14 protein-coding genes are annotated in these 15,188 nt (G+C 58.2%); 3 read left to right on the forward strand and 11 right to left on the reverse strand.

Going from position 1 to position 15,188, the window contains the following annotated elements; translation table 11 throughout:
- Positions 1-16 precede the first annotated feature (16 nt).
- From L383_RS18835 to L383_RS18825, 3 genes are read right to left on the reverse strand one after another with little or no spacing between them, the layout of a single operon-like run.
- Positions 17-1,198: an acetyl-CoA C-acetyltransferase gene (locus tag L383_RS18835; RefSeq protein WP_023332778.1), complete on the reverse strand. Its 1,182-nt coding sequence runs from the start codon at positions 1,196-1,198 to the stop codon at positions 17-19.
- 9 nt (positions 1,199-1,207) lie between these two features.
- On the reverse strand, positions 1,208-1,864 hold the full coding sequence (locus L383_RS18830) for a 3-oxoacid CoA-transferase subunit B (protein WP_014883500.1): 657 nt from the start codon (positions 1,862-1,864) through the stop codon (positions 1,208-1,210).
- Positions 1,865-1,866: 2 nt separating this feature from the next.
- On the reverse strand, positions 1,867-2,574 hold the full coding sequence (locus L383_RS18825; RefSeq protein WP_014883501.1) for a CoA transferase subunit A: 708 nt from the start codon (positions 2,572-2,574) through the stop codon (positions 1,867-1,869).
- A 140-nt stretch (positions 2,575-2,714) separates the two neighbouring features.
- Between L383_RS18825 and L383_RS18820 the strand changes: the two genes are divergently transcribed.
- The gene (locus L383_RS18820) at positions 2,715-3,638 is read left to right on the forward strand and encodes a LysR family transcriptional regulator (RefSeq protein WP_023332779.1); all 924 of its coding nucleotides are present in this window, start codon (positions 2,715-2,717) and stop codon (positions 3,636-3,638) included.
- Here the strand turns inward: L383_RS18820 and L383_RS18815 are convergent.
- The 8 genes from L383_RS18815 to ppsR all read right to left on the reverse strand — a co-directional run bounded on the left by L383_RS18815 (position 3,605) and on the right by ppsR (position 11,741).
- Complete coding sequence (locus tag L383_RS18815; RefSeq protein WP_023332780.1) at positions 3,605-4,384, reverse strand: heme ABC transporter ATP-binding protein; 780 nt, start codon at positions 4,382-4,384, stop codon at positions 3,605-3,607. The two genes, L383_RS18820 and L383_RS18815, sit on opposite strands and share 34 nt — an antisense overlap.
- Positions 4,377-5,369 (reverse strand): FecCD family ABC transporter permease, encoded by a 993-nt coding sequence (locus tag L383_RS18810; RefSeq protein WP_023332781.1) that lies wholly within the window; start codon positions 5,367-5,369, stop codon positions 4,377-4,379. Before L383_RS18810 ends, L383_RS18815 begins: the two co-directional genes overlap by 8 nt.
- Positions 5,369-6,190, reverse strand: coding sequence for a heme/hemin ABC transporter substrate-binding protein (locus L383_RS18805; RefSeq protein WP_023332782.1), 822 nt, complete (start codon positions 6,188-6,190; stop codon positions 5,369-5,371). The genes L383_RS18810 and L383_RS18805 overlap by 1 nt, the downstream gene beginning before the upstream one ends.
- Complete coding sequence (locus L383_RS18800) at positions 6,187-7,215, reverse strand: hemin-degrading factor (protein WP_023332783.1); 1,029 nt, start codon at positions 7,213-7,215, stop codon at positions 6,187-6,189. Before L383_RS18800 ends, L383_RS18805 begins: the two co-directional genes overlap by 4 nt.
- A gap of 35 nt (positions 7,216-7,250) precedes the next feature.
- Positions 7,251-9,233, reverse strand: a complete 1,983-nt coding sequence (locus L383_RS18795) for a TonB-dependent hemoglobin/transferrin/lactoferrin family receptor (protein WP_023332784.1) — start codon at positions 9,231-9,233, stop codon at positions 7,251-7,253.
- Between the two features lie 77 nt (positions 9,234-9,310).
- Positions 9,311-9,499 carry a hemin uptake protein HemP gene (gene hemP / locus L383_RS18790; RefSeq protein WP_023332785.1) on the reverse strand — a complete coding sequence of 63 codons (189 nt, stop codon included), beginning with the start codon at positions 9,497-9,499 and terminating at the stop codon, positions 9,311-9,313.
- Positions 9,500-9,708: 209 nt separating this feature from the next.
- Positions 9,709-10,755 carry a 3-deoxy-7-phosphoheptulonate synthase AroH gene (gene aroH / locus L383_RS18785; protein ID WP_023332786.1) on the reverse strand — a complete coding sequence of 349 codons (1,047 nt, stop codon included), beginning with the start codon at positions 10,753-10,755 and terminating at the stop codon, positions 9,709-9,711.
- A 152-nt stretch (positions 10,756-10,907) separates the two neighbouring features.
- On the reverse strand, positions 10,908-11,741 hold the full coding sequence (ppsR, locus tag L383_RS18780) for a posphoenolpyruvate synthetase regulatory kinase/phosphorylase PpsR (protein WP_014883510.1): 834 nt from the start codon (positions 11,739-11,741) through the stop codon (positions 10,908-10,910).
- Positions 11,742-12,076: 335 nt separating this feature from the next.
- Here ppsR and ppsA point away from each other — a divergent pair, with 335 nt between their 5' ends.
- Both ppsA and tnpA read left to right on the forward strand, forming a co-directional pair.
- Positions 12,077-14,455, forward strand: coding sequence for a phosphoenolpyruvate synthase (gene ppsA / locus L383_RS18775; protein WP_023332787.1), 2,379 nt, complete (start codon positions 12,077-12,079; stop codon positions 14,453-14,455).
- Positions 14,456-14,645: 190 nt separating this feature from the next.
- Positions 14,646-15,104 (forward strand): IS200/IS605 family transposase, encoded by a 459-nt coding sequence (tnpA, locus tag L383_RS18770; protein ID WP_023331149.1) that lies wholly within the window; start codon positions 14,646-14,648, stop codon positions 15,102-15,104.
- Positions 15,105-15,188: the final 84 nt, after the last annotated feature.

Consider the following 15,188-nt stretch of genomic DNA (forward strand, 5'->3'; position numbering starts at 1 on the left):
GGTACCAACGAGAGGTTTAACGCTCAACGGTCAGGGCAATGCCTTGTCCGCCGCCAACGCACAGGGTGGCAAGTCCCTTTGTTACCCCCCGGCGCTGCATTTCATGGAGCAGGGTCACCAGGATGCGACAGCCGGATGCGCCAATCGGATGGCCCAGGGCGATGGCGCCACCGTTAACGTTGACGTTCTGTTCATCCCAGCCAAGCTCTTTGCCCACCGCCAGTGCCTGTGCGGCAAAGGCTTCGTTGGCTTCAATGAGATCGACGTCGTCGAGCGTCCAGCCCGCCCGCGCCAGCGCCGTCCGACAGGCGCTGACCGGGCCGATGCCCATCATCGACGGATCAACGCCCGTCACGGCGTAACTCACAATGTGGCCAAGGACAGGTAACCCGCTTTCCCGCGCCTTTTCCTCGCTCATCAGCAGTACCGCGGCGGCCCCATCGTTAAGGGTGGAGGCGTTCCCCGCCGTGATCGTGCCCTCGTCATGCAAAAATGCGGGGCGGAGCTGTGCAAGCTGCCCGGCGGTGGTTTCCGGGCGTGGCTGTTCATCATGGCGGACAATCTGTGGCGCACGTTTGCCCTGTTTCACCGTCACTGGCGCTATCTCGGCGTCAAACCGACCAGTCTCAATGGCGGACGCCGCCTTTTGCTGTGACCGGAAGGCGAAGGCATCCTGTTGCTCGCGGGAAATGCCGTACTCACGGGCGACGTTTTCCGCGGTGATGCCCATGTGGTAATCGTTGAATGCGTCCCACAGGCCGTCGGTAATCATGCTGTCCTGCAGGCCCGTATGCCCAAAACGCAGCCCTGAACGTGCGCCATCCAGCAGATACGGGGCGTTACTCATGCTCTCCTGACCGCCAGCGATAACCACGTCTGCGTCACCGCAGCGGATTGCCTGGGCGGCGAGCTGTACCGCTTTCAACCCCGCGCCGCACACCAGATTGACCGTTGTCGCCGGGGTGCTGACGGGTAATCCGGCAGTGATGGCCGTCTGGCGGGCGGGGTTTTGCCCGCACCCGGCCGTCAGCACCTGACCGAAAACCAGTTCGTCTATTTGCTCTGGGTGAAGGCCGCTGCTCTCCAGCAGACGCTGTACCGTGACGGCACCCAGCTCAACGGCTGAAAGGGGCGAGAGCGATCCGCGAAAACTGCCAATGGGGGTTCGCGTTGCCCCGACAATCATGACCTTTTTCATGTTGAGTCCTCAGTTGAAGCGCATCTCGCGAACGTCGTCCGCCACAATGATTTTTCCGGCCGTTTTACGGACAATCTCGTCGATACCGACACCCGGGGCGTACTCCCGCAGGATGAACGCGCCGTCCGCTATCTCCAGCAACGCGAGATCGGTCAGGACCCGACGGATGCAGCCCACACCGGTGAGCGGCAGCGTGCAGCGCGGCAGCAGTTTGGAGTCACCGTTTTTTGCAGCGTGGGTCATCACCACAATGATGTTCTGCGCCCCGGCAACGAGATCCATCGCGCCACCCATCCCTTTCACCATCTTTCCGGGGATCATCCACGAGGCAATGTTGCCCTCGACATCGACTTCAAATGCGCCCAGCACGGTCAGATCCACATGGCCGCCGCGGATCATGGCAAACGACTGGGCCGAGTCGAAAATGGCCGCGCCGGTCCGCGCAGTGACCGTCTGTTTACCGGCGTTGATCATGTCGGCATCAAGGCTCTGCTCATCGGGAAAAGCCCCCATTCCGAGCAGACCGTTTTCCGACTGCAGCATCACGTCCATTTCCGGGGGAATATAATTCGCCACCAGCGTAGGGATGCCGATCCCCAGGTTGACGTAATACCCGTCGCGCAGTTCGCGGGCAACGCGCATCGCCATCTGTTCTCGGGTTAACATCGTCAGACTCCTTGCGCGCGCAGCGTGCGCTGTTCAATGCGTTTTTCAAACTGGCCGACAATCAGCCTGTCGACGTAAATTCCCGGCGTATGAATAGCCGACGGAGGCAGTTCACCCGGCGGAACAATCTCTTCCACCTCCACAACCGTGATTCGGCCCGCCGTTGCCATCAGTGGATTAAAATTTTGCGCGGTATGGCGATAGATAACGTTGCCGTACCAGTCCGCTTTCCAGCCCTTAACCAGCGCGAAATCACCGGTAATGGCCTCTTCAAGAATGTAATTTTTACCGCCAAACTGGCGCACATCTTTGCCCGCTGCCACGGGGGTGCCATAACCGGTAGCCGTATAAAACGCCGGAATACCGGCCCCGCCCGCGCGGACCTTTTCTGCCAGCGTCCCCTGCGGAGTAAGTTCGATTGCCAGTTCCCCGCTCAGTACCTGCTGCTCAAACAGCGCGTTCTCGCCGACGTAAGACGCCACCACTTTGCGAACCTGGCGCGTTTCGAGCAGTATCCCCAGACCGAAACCATCCACGCCGCAGTTGTTCGACACGACCGTCAGATCTTTCACCTGACGGCGTCGAACCTCTGCAATCAGGTTCTCAGGAATACCGCACAGCCCGAAGCCGCCCGCCAGCAAGGTCATGCCGTCCGTCAGCCCATCCAGCGCCTGCGCATAGCTGCTGACGCGCTTATCCAGTCCTGCCATAGTCATCCCTCCCGTTAACCGTGCCGGTATCATTAGGGGTGGCGACTCATTTGTTAATTTTGAATTTGTGACCCACTCATTTGGATTTCTTATTAATTTCCTGTTAACTAAATTTTTTCAATTAGTTAACAGGATGAAAAATGAGAATGAGTGTCAAACAGTTACGCGCGTTTTTAGCGGTAGCTCACACTCTCAATTTCGCGCACGCCAGCGAACGCTTAAATCTTTCCCAGCCAGCGCTGAGCCTGACGATTAAAAGCCTGGAAGATGCGCTCGGTGGGCCGCTGTTGCAGCGGAGCACGCGCAAGGTTGCCCTCACGCAGGAGGGAGAAACATTTCTGCCGATGGCGCGGCAGCTGCTGGCCGACTGGGATAACGTGGAAGAGGCAATGCACCAGTGCTTTACGCTCCAGCGCGGCAAAATCTCGGTCGCGGCGATGCCGTCGTTTGCCGCCAACGTTTTACCGGAAGTGCTGAAAGCGTTTCGCGATCGCCATGCCGGGGTCAACGTCACCGTGCATGATGTCATCAACGAGCAGGTGATTGAGATGGTGCGGGAAGGGCGGGTTGAGATGGGGATTGCCTTTGAGCCGGCACCCACGCATAACCTGCTGTTTACGCCGCTGGGGCTGGACAGGTTTGTCGCCATTGTGCCGAAAGATTCCGCGCTTGCGGGAAAAAAGCGCCTGGCATGGGAGGAGTTGCTGACGCTGGATTTCATCACCCTGCAGCGCCCTTCGGCGGTACGTCTGATGATGGAGGAGGAGCTGGCGCGGAGCGGCAGAAAGCTGGACGTGGCGCTGGAGAGTCATCAACTGGTGACGGTAGGGCGCATGGTCGCCAGCGGGCTGGGTGGCAGCGCCGTGCCGGCGCTCTGCGAGGCGCAGATGGCTTCCCTGGGCGCGGTCTGTATTCCGCTGGATAACCCGCCCATTGAAAAGTGCATCGGGGTGATCCATCCCGGGCACACGCAGCTCTCTAAAGCGGCGCATGCCCTGCTGGAAACGCTGAAGGATTTTTATCACCCCACTCAGGGAGCGAGGAACACCTGCGGCACGGCATGAGCCGGATGGCTGCCGACCAGCACCTGCGCGCCATACCAGCGCGCCAGCGTCCCGGCCTGCAAAACGTCCTCCGGTGCCCCCCGGGAGACCAGCCTCCCGTTATGCAGCAGCAGGATACGATCCGCCCACAGTGCCGCCAGATTAAGATCGTGCAGAACCACGCAGACGTGGAGATGCCCCCGACGGGTCAGGGTTTTCATCAGGCGCAGCAGATGTTGCTGGTGGAAGAGATCCAGTGCGGAGGTCGGTTCATCAAGAAACAGCCAGCCGCGTGGGGCGCCGTCGCACCAGAGTTGGGCCAGTGCCCGAGTGAGCTGGATCCGTTGCTGCTCGCCTCCGGAGAGTGCCGAATAGCGTCTGCCCGCCAGGGGTAAACAGCCTGTGATCGCCATGACCTCCTCAACCACTGACGCCTCAGGGGAGCGCGTCCAGGGGGCGCGCCCCATACCGACCACGGCTTCCACCGGCCAGTCGAATCCGGGCTGCGTATTTTGACGCATCACTGCCCGGTAGCAGGCGAGGGTCTCCGTTGGCCAGTCCGCAAGCGGCGTGCCTGCCAGACTGCACCGCCCGCTTGCGGGTGTGAGATAGCCGGTCAGCAGCCGTAATAATGTCGATTTCCCGGCACCGTTAGGGCCAATCAACGCGACCAGCTCACCCTGAGATAAGGTCAGTGATACATCGTCGATCAGCGTCCGTTGCCCGGCGTGAAAGACCAGGTTTTCCGCACAATAGCGTTCAGCCATGCGCACCTCCACGACGAAAGATAAGCCACAGGAACCACGGCGCACCGAGAAGGCTGGTCAACAACCCAACGGGCATTTCCGCCGGGGTGACCAGAGTGCGCGCCAGCGTATCGGCAGCCAGCAGCAGTAACGCTCCGGCCAGCACCGAGCCGGGGATCGCGGCCCGGTGGTCGGCCCCTAGCCACATACGCATCAGGTGTGGGACCACAAGGCCAACAAAGCCAATCACGCCGCTGATGGCCACCGCCGCAGCGACCAGCAGGGCGCTGCACAGCAGCAGGATCCGCTGTACCCGGGCAACATCCACCCCGAGATAGTGCGCCTCTTCATCACCCAGCTGCAGCAAATTGAGTGGGCCAGCCAGCCGCCAGATAATCAGAACCGCAGGCACCATCAGCGAGGTCACCGCAAGCAGGGTGGACCACTGCGCCTGCCCGAGGCTGCCCATTCCCCAGAGCGAAAGCTGGCGAAGCTGCGCATCGTTGCTAAGCCAGGAAAGGAGACCGACGGCCGCGCCGCACAGGGCGTTGATGGCGATCCCCACCAGCAGTAAACGGGACAGGGAACCGTGACGCTGCTGGCTGAGCAGGAAGATCACAACGGTTGCAGCCAGCGCGCCGAGGAATGCCGCAACCATCGGGGCGTAAAGCATCATCAGGGCCGGCAACGTGACAGGAATAACCACCCACAGCGCGACCGCCAGCGCCGCGCCGCTGCTGATCCCAAGCAAACCCGGGTCTGCCAGCGGGTTGCGGAACAGTCCCTGCATCACGCACCCGGCCAGCGCCAGCGCGCCGCCAATCACCAGCGCCAGCAGCACGCGGGGCAGGCGAATGGTCAGCCAGATCTGACGCATCGCCTCATCGCTGCCGTTCCACAGCAGGCTGACCGGCAGAGGCAATGCTCCAAAGCCTGTTGCCGTAAGGGTCATGATGCTCAGAATTGCGGCCAGCATCCACAGCGACAGTGCGATCCGCCGGGACATCAGGGCAGTTGCTCCGCTTTAACACGCAACTGCCGGATGGCTTCCGGCGTGCGCACGCTGAAACCCAGCAGCGCCATGTCATCAATCGCCAGCAGCTGTTTGTGCCGTCCCGCCGGGGTTTGCGCCAGTCCGGGCAGCTTCCACAGATTCGCCTCGCCACCCAGCGCGTTCACGACGTCCTGCGAAATCACCACCAGGTCGGGTTGGCTGGCAATAATCCCTTCCTGCGACAGCGGCTGATACCGCGTGAAACCCTGCATAGCGTTCTGTAACCCGGCAGCACGGATGGCGGCATCGGCGCCGGTTTGCTGTCCGGCAGCCATGGCGGTCATTCCCCCGTGGTTGAGGATAAACAGCACCCGTTTGTTGAGCGGTTCTGCGGGCAGAGCCGCCACCGCCTGACGTAGCGAGCGGCGCAGGCTCTCTCCCTGCGCTTCACGGTGCGTGGCCTCGGCAATAATGCGGATCTTTTCGTCAATGACGCTCAGATCGTTGCGGCCAGGAACGGTAATCACCCTGACGTGACTGTGTTCAACCTGCTTTAACGCCAGAGACGGCTGCGCCTGGTCGCTGGCCAGCAGCAGCGTGGGACGCATGGACAAAATCCCTTCGGCGTTAAGCTGGCGCAAATAGCCCACATCGGGGAGCGCGTTCGCTGCCTGCGGCCACTGGCTGGTACTGTCGCGTGCGACCAGCGAAGAGTCCGCGCCAAGCGCATAGACAATCTCCGTGACGTCGCCGCCAAGGGTGACAATTTTCTCCTGCGCGGCGGCAAACGCCACCAGCGGCAGGGCGCTCAGCAGGGCAAACCACGTCTTCATGCGGCCAGCCCTTTTGGCGTCAGGGCATCAATCTGGCTACGCCACTGGCTCTGCTCCGGCTCGCCTTCCGTACGCTGACCATAGAGTTGGGCAATTTGCGTGCCGTCTGCGGCAAACAGTTCCAGGCTGGTAACGTGGCCGTCTGCAGTCGGTTTGCGCGTGACCCAGCTCTCCGCAATCGTTTCCTCCAGCAGATGCAGGGTAAAGGTGGGGTTAAAGATGTTCAGCCAGCCTTTCATCGGCACGACTTTCTCCACCGCGCCGGTGAAGATCTGCACGCAGCCGCGGTTACCCACGAAGATCATGATTTCGTTGCCGTGCTGGCGCGCGGTTTCCAGCAGCAGTGCCAGCGCGTTGTTTTCAACCTGGCAGGCGAGGTCGTCGCCCACCAGGCGAAATGCCTGCTGGCGGCTGAGGTTGTGGCGTTTCAGCAGGCCGAAGAACTGGTGCACGTCAGTCATCGCACGCCACGCTTTGTCCACGAGGGCGGCATCTGCATTTTCGGCATACAGCGGGGTCTCGGCAACCTTCAGCTCAAGCGGCGGGTTATCGGCAAAGATAAAGCGGGTCAACACGTCAGCCCAGGCGGCGAGGTCGGTGTTGTCCGTGGTATAAACTTTCAGTACGGCATCACCCTGATGATCGAAAAACTGAATGCTCTGCCGCTCGCCGCGTGCGGTGGTTTCGCTGAGGTGAAACGCGCTTGCCCACTGGTTGAGGAACAGGCGCAGATCCAGTCCGCGCGGGTTCAACACCAGCCCGGCGTGGCCGTTCAGGTGCTGCTGGGTGAAGCTGCCTGCCTGCTCGTGAACGGCATAGTCGTTGCGGCAGATGCATTTTGTTTCCCCTACGGCTTCAAGCGCGCCTAAGATCTCGCGAATTTCACCGCGCAGTCGCCAGGCATCATGGCCCACGCGCGCAAAGGTCAGTTCTGCTTCACTGAGGTTCATTAACCCTGCAATATCGCGCGCATACTTACCCGGGTTTTCTTCTTTTAGCGCCAGCCAGCGCGTGTAGTGATCCATTGTCTTTTCCTTCTGAATAGTTTCCCCACGGGGAATTACCACTGATAACTCACAAAAATCTTGCCGTTACGACCGTCCTGCGGAATACCCTGAGGAGACCAGTATTCCTTGTCGAAGGCGTTACCCAGCACCAGCGTGGTGGTGATGCCCTTGAGCTGCTCCTGGCCCTTATAGCTGACGTAGATGTCGTTGACCGCATAGCCCGGCTGTTTGCTGTAACTGCTGCTGACATGGGTTGAACGATCGACAAAGGTGCCGATCCAGCCCACGGAGAAGCCGCTTTGCGCCACCGGAATATCCAGCCTGCTGGTGACGGTGTCCGGGTTGATGCTGGAGATGTACTCGCCGGTATCGGTATCTTTTCCGCGCGTGCGGTTATAGGCCAGATCGAGGTTAAACAGGTCGGCCGAGTATTTTGCCATCACGTCCCAGCCCCAGATTTTGGCGTTCGGAACGTTGTACGACATGGTGGTCGCCGCGGCAAAATTGACGGTGGTGGAGATGTAATCTTTGGCTTTGGTATCGAAATAGCTGGCTTTGAACTCCAGCCCATCGTTGGCAAGCATCAGGTCGTCAAAGCGCAGGCCAAAACCAAACTCCTGCGTTTCGTTGGTTTCCGGGCGCAGGTTCGGGTTAGGCACCCAGTAGTTAGTGTAGAAACTGCCGATGGAGAAGTGTTTGGCGTCGTTATACATCTCGCCCATGGTCGGGGCGCGGAAGGCCTGAGCGTAAGAGCCAAACAGCATCAGCCAGTCGGTAGGGCTGACGGTTAACCCGGCGCGGGAGGACCACTTGTCGGCATCCACGTCGTCGTAGCCCTCGCTGCTACCCCGATAGTTGTCATAGCGCGTGCCGCCCAGCAGGGTAACGGGCAGATCGCGCAGGGTGATTTCATCCTGCAGCCAGCCGGAGCTAAAGTCGATTTTCGCCTCCGGGAAGCCGGTGGTGGTGCCACCCGGATGTTGTTCCTGACGATAATATTCCCCGCCGTAGGTCAAAAGGTGAGAGGCAAAGGTGTCGCCGAACAGGCGGGTACGGTTTTCTACTTTGCCGCCTTTGGTAGTCTGCTTGCGGAACTCACCGGTGCTGTCGATGTTCTGGGCATTTATGCGCGCCTCTGACCAGTAAACTTTTGCATTGGCGTTCAGCCAGTCGTTCCCTTCCGGCGCCAGACGGTAACCCAGCTGTGCATCACGCTGGATGGTGGAGCGGTCGGTGATGGGGTTGCTGCTGGTCGCATCGGGGGTTTGCGGGTTTTTCGGCTCCTGCGCGGCGTTGTTGTAGTAGCGCAGGGAGCCGCTTAACGTCTGAGCCGGGTCGATTTTCCAGCTGCCTTTCGCCAGCATGTTATTAATGGATTCGTCGTTTGGGGCACGCTTGCCGTCGCTCTGGCGGATATCGCCGCGGTCACGGCTGGACCATGACACCAGACCGTCAAGCGTATCGGTGCGGCCATAGGCGCTGGCCCCCATCCCGAGGCTATGATCGCCTGTCGCACCGGTACCAAACACGCGGTAACCGCTGTTTTTGCCCGGTTCCAGGAGATCGCTGGCGTCAACGGTGTCATAGGAAATCACGCCACCCAGCGCACCGCTGCCGTAGAGCAGCGCCGACGGACCGCGCACAACTTCGATACGTTTGATCAGCGCCGGGTCGAGGAACGTGCTGTTGAGGTGTCCGGTGTCGGTACCCTGACGCACGCCGTCAACCAGCACCAGCACGCCGCGTCGGTCATAACCGCGCAGATTAACGTCCTGACCGTTGGTGCGGCCGGTGCCGTCCAGCGTCAGGCCTGGCACGTTACGCAGCAGGTCGGCGGCAGAGCTGGCGGTCTGTTTTTCCGGAGCAGCGGCGTCAATCACGCTCACCATCATCGGGGCTTCGAAGGCGCTACGGGCGTTGCCGGTCGCGGTGACGGTTATTTCATCTGCGGCAGCAAACGCGACGCCCGGCAGGGTACTGACAATCGCCAGCGCCAGAAGTGACGGGCGTAAACATGCGGTATGCAGGTGTGGCATAGCAACTCTCCATAAAGAATCGAAAGCGCTGGCTGCCTGGGGGTCACCTGGGTGGCTGGCGTATTTTTAGGTGTTGTTTATTTTGTGAGGATCAGTTTTCCGGCATGGGTCTGGCGCAGAAGATAGCGCTGGCCGTCATGCTCGATAATCACCCGGCCCTCATCACCCAGCAGGCTTTTGCTGTCGATGCGACGATCGGTGGAGGCAGGGGCGGGCGCTGTGTGTTTGTTTGCTGGCGTTGCCGCGCGGTTATCCGTAGGTGACATAATATTTATAAATAACAATCAATGTAACAATGATAATCATTATCAATAAACTACAATTTCACGGCAAGCGTTTTTGTGAAAATAATGTGACGGGATCAAATTTTGGGGGAAGGTGCGGTCTGATGCCCTCACCCTTCTCCCTCTCCCATGGGGAGAGGGAGAAGGGCACGAACCGTAGGCCGGGTAAGCGCAGCGCCACCCGGCGGGGATCAGAAGCGCGTATCTATCGCAGACGCCAGCTTTTCCAGCAGCAGTTCGCTGTCTTCCCAGCTCAGGCACGGATCGGTGATTGACTGGCCGTACACCATCTGCTGTCCGGCAACGATTTTCTGCGTGCCTTCCTTGATAAAGCTTTCGGCCATAATACCCGCGATGGCGGTTGAACCGCTGCGGATCTGCTGGCAAATTTCATCGCAAACGTCCAGCTGGCGGCGGTGCTGCTTCTGGCAGTTACCGTGGCTAAAGTCCACCACCAGATGTTCCGGCAGATCGAATTCGGCCAGTGTTTCGCAGGCGGCGGCGATATCGTCGGCATGGTAATTGGGTTTCTTCCCGCCACGCATAATGATGTGCCCGAAAGGGTTACCGCTGGTCTGGTAGATAGTCATATGACCACTTTTATCCGGCGACAGGAACATGTGGCTGGCACGCGAGGCGCGGATCGCGTCAACAGCGATACGGGTGTTGCCATCGGTCCCGTTTTTAAAGCCGACCGGACAGGAGAGGGCGGAGGCCATCTCGCGGTGGATCTGGCTTTCAGTGGTGCGTGCGCCGATCGCGCCCCAGCTGATCAAATCGGCAATAAATTGCCCGGTCACCATATCGAGAAATTCAGTCGCCGTTGGGACGCCCAGCTCGTTGACCTGAAGCAGCAGCTTGCGTGCCAGTTCGATACCGTGATTCACACGATAGCTGCCGTTGAGATCGGGATCGGAAATCAGCCCTTTCCAGCCCACCACGGTACGCGGTTTTTCAAAGTAAGTGCGCATCACAATTTCAAGGCGATGCTGATACTTATCCCGCAGTCCCTGAAGGCGTTTGGCATAATCCAGTGCTGCATCCAGATCGTGGATAGAGCAAGGGCCAATCACGACCAGAAGACGCTTGTCTTCACCGTTCAGGATTTTTTCAATACGTCGGCGGGAGGCCGTAACATGTTCCGCAACCGTGGCGGAAACGGGATGCCGCTGAGCCAGTTCAGCCGGTGTGACCAGGCTGTCAATGCGCGCCGTGCGGAGTTCGTCGGTTTTATTCATGATTTGTCTCAGAAAATTTTTGCTTCATCGGCAGACTACCGGGAAGTGATGGGCATCACATTAAACCAATCCCTGCTGATTTCAAGTTCGGGGCGATACCGCCCCGTTGTTGCAGAGGATGATACCCGAATCTGAGTTAATGTACTAGCATATTAGTACATGCGACGATTAAGTCCCATGATGTCGAGAATTTTGGTGGCGATCTCTTCCACCGAATAGTTAGTGCTGTTCAGCCACGGGATCTGGTTTTTGCGGTACAGCGCTTCCACTTCGGAGACCTCCATGCGGCACTGGCGCATGGAGGCGTAGCGGCTGTTCTCGCGACGCTCTTCGCGGATCGCGGCCAGACGCTCCGGGTTAATCGTTAGTCCGAACAGCTTGTGCTGCAGCGGCTTGAGCGCAGCGGGCAGCACCAGGTTATCCATGTCGTCGGCAATAAAGGGGTAGTTGGCGGCGCGAATGCCGAACTGCATCGCCAGATAGAGGCTGGTCGGCGTTTTACCGCAACGCGACACGCCAAGTAAAATCACCTGTGCCTGGTCGAGATTGCGCAGAGAAATACCATCGTCATGCGCCAGGGTGTAGTCGATGGCGGCAATACGCGCATCGTATTTGGTCAGGTTGCCGGGGTTCAGCCCATGGGTACGGTGGGCGATAGGCGTCGGATCAAGCTTCAGCTCGCTCTGGAGCGGGGCCACCAGCGCCTGGACGATATCCTGGCAGAAGCCCTCGCTTTGCAAAATGATGTGGCGAATTTCGGGGATAACGATGGAGTAGAACACCAGCGGACGGACGCCGGTCTGCTGGTAGATGGCGTCGATCTGGTCCTTCACCGCTTTGGCGCGGCTCTCATTTTCCACGAACGGCAGCGTGATGCTGTTAATCGATACGGGGAACTGCGACATGACCGCGTGGCCCAGCACCTCGGCGGTGATCGCCGTACCATCAGAAATATAAAAAACGTGACGATCGACAGCATTATCCATTTTACCCACCCTGAATATCATACGTAATTGTCTGAAAGCATAAATTAAAAAAGTAATTTACACAGCAAAGAACTTATCTTAATTATGAATGAAACACTGTTTTTGATTTTCCTGAAAAGTGGATTTCATTTTTCAAATAGCGGCTTTATTTTTGTGGTTAACGGCTGAATATAGAGGAATCATCGGGTTAATCGCTGGTGGGAAACTATCCGAAAAGTTGAAAATTTAAATTGCTTACACGATTCACCGTTTTTTTAGCGCAAATAAATATGCCAGTATAAATACGTAGTCAGGTGTTACTTACTCCGATCAAATATCACAAAAGGATTGTTTCGATGTCCAACAATGGCTCGTCACCGCTGGTGCTTTGGTATAACCAACTCGGCATGAATGATGTAGACAGAGTTGGGGGCAAAAATGCCTCCCTGGGTGAAATGATTACAAATCTGTCCGGTATGGGTGTTTCCGTACCAAACGGGTTTGCCACAACCGCCGATGCGTTTAACCTGTTTTTAGACCAGAGCGGTGTAAACCAGCGCATTTACGACCTGCTGGATAAAACGGATATTGATGATGTGACCGAGCTTGCTAAAGCCGGGGCGCAGATCCGCCAGTGGATCATCGACACATCTTTCCAGCCGGAACTGGAAAAAGCCATTCACGATGCTTACAACCAGCTTTCCGCTGACGATGCGCAGGCCTCCTTTGCCGTGCGTTCTTCCGCAACCGCAGAAGACATGCCGGACGCGTCGTTCGCCGGGCAGCAGGAAACCTTCCTGAACGTTCAGGGCTATGATGCGGTGCTGGTGGCCGTGAAGCACGTATTTGCTTCCCTGTTCAACGACCGCGCGATCTCCTATCGCGTGCACCAGGGCTACGACCATCGCGGCGTCGCGCTCTCCGCTGGCGTCCAGCGCATGGTGCGTTCAGACGTAGGCTCATCCGGCGTGATGTTCTCCATCGATACCGAATCGGGTTTCGACCAGGTGGTGTTCATCACCTCTGCATGGGGTCTGGGTGAGATGGTGGTGCAGGGCGCGGTGAATCCTGACGAATTTTATGTACACAAGCCTACGCTGGCCGCGGGTCGCCCGGCGGTGGTGCGCCGCACCATGGGCTCGAAAAAAATCCGCATGATCTATGCCCCAACCCAGGAGCATGGCAAGCAGGTTAAGATTGAAGATGTGCCGCAGGAGCAGCGCGACCGCTTCTCCCTGACCGACGCCGAAGTGCAGGAACTGGCGAAGCAGGCGGTGCAGATTGAAAAACACTACGGCCGTCCGATGGATATCGAATGGGCGAAAGACGGGAACACCGGCAAGCTGTTTATCGTCCAGGCGCGTCCGGAGACCGTCCGTTCTCGCGGTCAGGTGATGGAGCGTTATACGCTGCACGCCCAGGGCAAAATTGTGGCGGAAGGTCGCGCGATTGGTCACCGCATCGGTGCCGGTCCGGTGAAAGTGATCCACGACATCAGCGAGATGAACCGTATTGAGCCAGGCGACGTACTGGTGACCGACATGACCGACCCGGACTGGGAACCGATCATGAAGAAAGCGGCGGCCATCGTCACCAACCGTGGCGGCCGTACCTGCCATGCGGCGATCATTGCCCGCGAACTGGGTATTCCTGCGGTTGTCGGCTGCGGTGACGCAACCGAACGCATGAAGGACGGACAGAACGTAACCGTCTCCTGTGCCGAAGGCGATACGGGCTACGTGTATGCCGATATCCTCGACTTCAGCGTGAAGAGCTCCAGCGTGGATACCATGCCGGATCTGCCGCTGAAAATTATGATGAACGTCGGTAACCCGGACCGTGCGTTTGACTTCGCCTGCCTGCCGAACGAAGGCGTTGGCCTGGCGCGTCTGGAATTTATCATCAACCGCATGATCGGCGTGCACCCGCGTGCGCTGCTGGAGTTTGACGACCAGGACGCGAAACTGCAGAACGAAATCCGCGAGATGATGAAAGGCTACGACTCGCCGAAAGAGTTCTACGTTGGCCGTCTGACCGAAGGGATCGCCACGCTGGGCGCGGCGTTCTACCCGAAACGCGTGATCGTCCGTCTGTCTGACTTTAAGTCAAACGAATACGCCAACCTGGTCGGCGGTGAGCGCTACGAGCCGGAAGAAGAGAACCCAATGCTGGGCTTCCGCGGCGCCGGACGCTACGTGTCCGACAGCTTCCGCGACTGCTTCGCGCTGGAGTGTGAAGCGGTGAAACGCGTGCGCAACGACATGGGGCTGACCAACGTCGAAATCATGATCCCGTTCGTGCGTACGGTGGATCAGGCGAAAGCGGTAGTGGACGAGCTGGCGCGTCAGGGGCTCAAGCGCGGTGAAAACGGACTGAAGATCATCATGATGTGTGAGATCCCGTCCAACGCCCTGCTGGCCGAGCAGTTCCTCGAACACTTTGACGGCTTCTCTATCGGCTCGAACGACATGACGCAGCTGACGCTGGGTCTGGACCGTGACTCCGGCGTGGTCTCTGAGCTGTTCGATGAGCGTAACGAGGCGGTGAAAGCGCTGCTCTCCATGTCCATCCGTGCGGCGAAGAAACAGGGTAAATACGTCGGGATTTGTGGTCAGGGTCCTTCTGACCATGAAGACTTTGCCGCCTGGCTGATGGAGGAGGGGATTGATAGCCTGTCCCTGAACCCGGACACCGTGGTGCAAACCTGGCTGAGCCTGGCGGAACTGAACAAGTAACGCCAGCATGACCCGAAAAGGCGAGGATATTATTCCTCGCCTTTTTTGTGCCCAGAAAACCCCCAGCTAGGCTGGGGGTTCCGGAAAGCTTTCAGCTTTAAGCCAGTTATTAAAACCCCTTTTGATTTGTTAAAACACCTTGCGGTCTGGCAACTGCAAATGTTCAACAAGAAATCAAAAGGGGGTCCCAATGGGGGACGAAAAGAGCTTAGCGCACACCCGATGGAACTGTAAATATCACATAGTTTTTGCGCCGAAGTACCGCAGAAAGGCGCTCTACGGTGAAAAACGCAGGGCGGTAGGCAGCATATTGAGAAAACTGTGTGAATGGAAAGGCGTGAACATCCTGGAAGCAGAATGCTGTGTAGATCATATCCATATGCTTGTGGAAATCCCGCCCAAAATGAGCGTATCCGGCTTTATGGGATATCTGAAAGGGAAAAGCAGTCTGATGCTTTACGAGCAGTTTGGGGATTTGAAATTCAAATACAGGAACAGGGAGTTCTGGTGCAGAGGGTACTACGTCGATACGGTGGGTAAGAACACGGCGAAGATACAGGACTACATAAAGCACCAGCTTGAAGAGGATAAAATGGGAGAGCAGTTATCGATTCCATATCCGGGCAGCCCGTTTACGGGCCGTAAGTAACGAAGTCTGATGCAAATGTCAGATCGTATGCGCCTGTTAGGGCGCGGCTGGTAAGAGAGCCTTATAGGCGCATCAGAAAAACCT

Origin of the sequence: Enterobacter sp. MGH 37 (assembly GCF_000534515.1) — a bacterium.
GTDB lineage: Bacteria > Pseudomonadota > Gammaproteobacteria > Enterobacterales > Enterobacteriaceae > Enterobacter > Enterobacter kobei.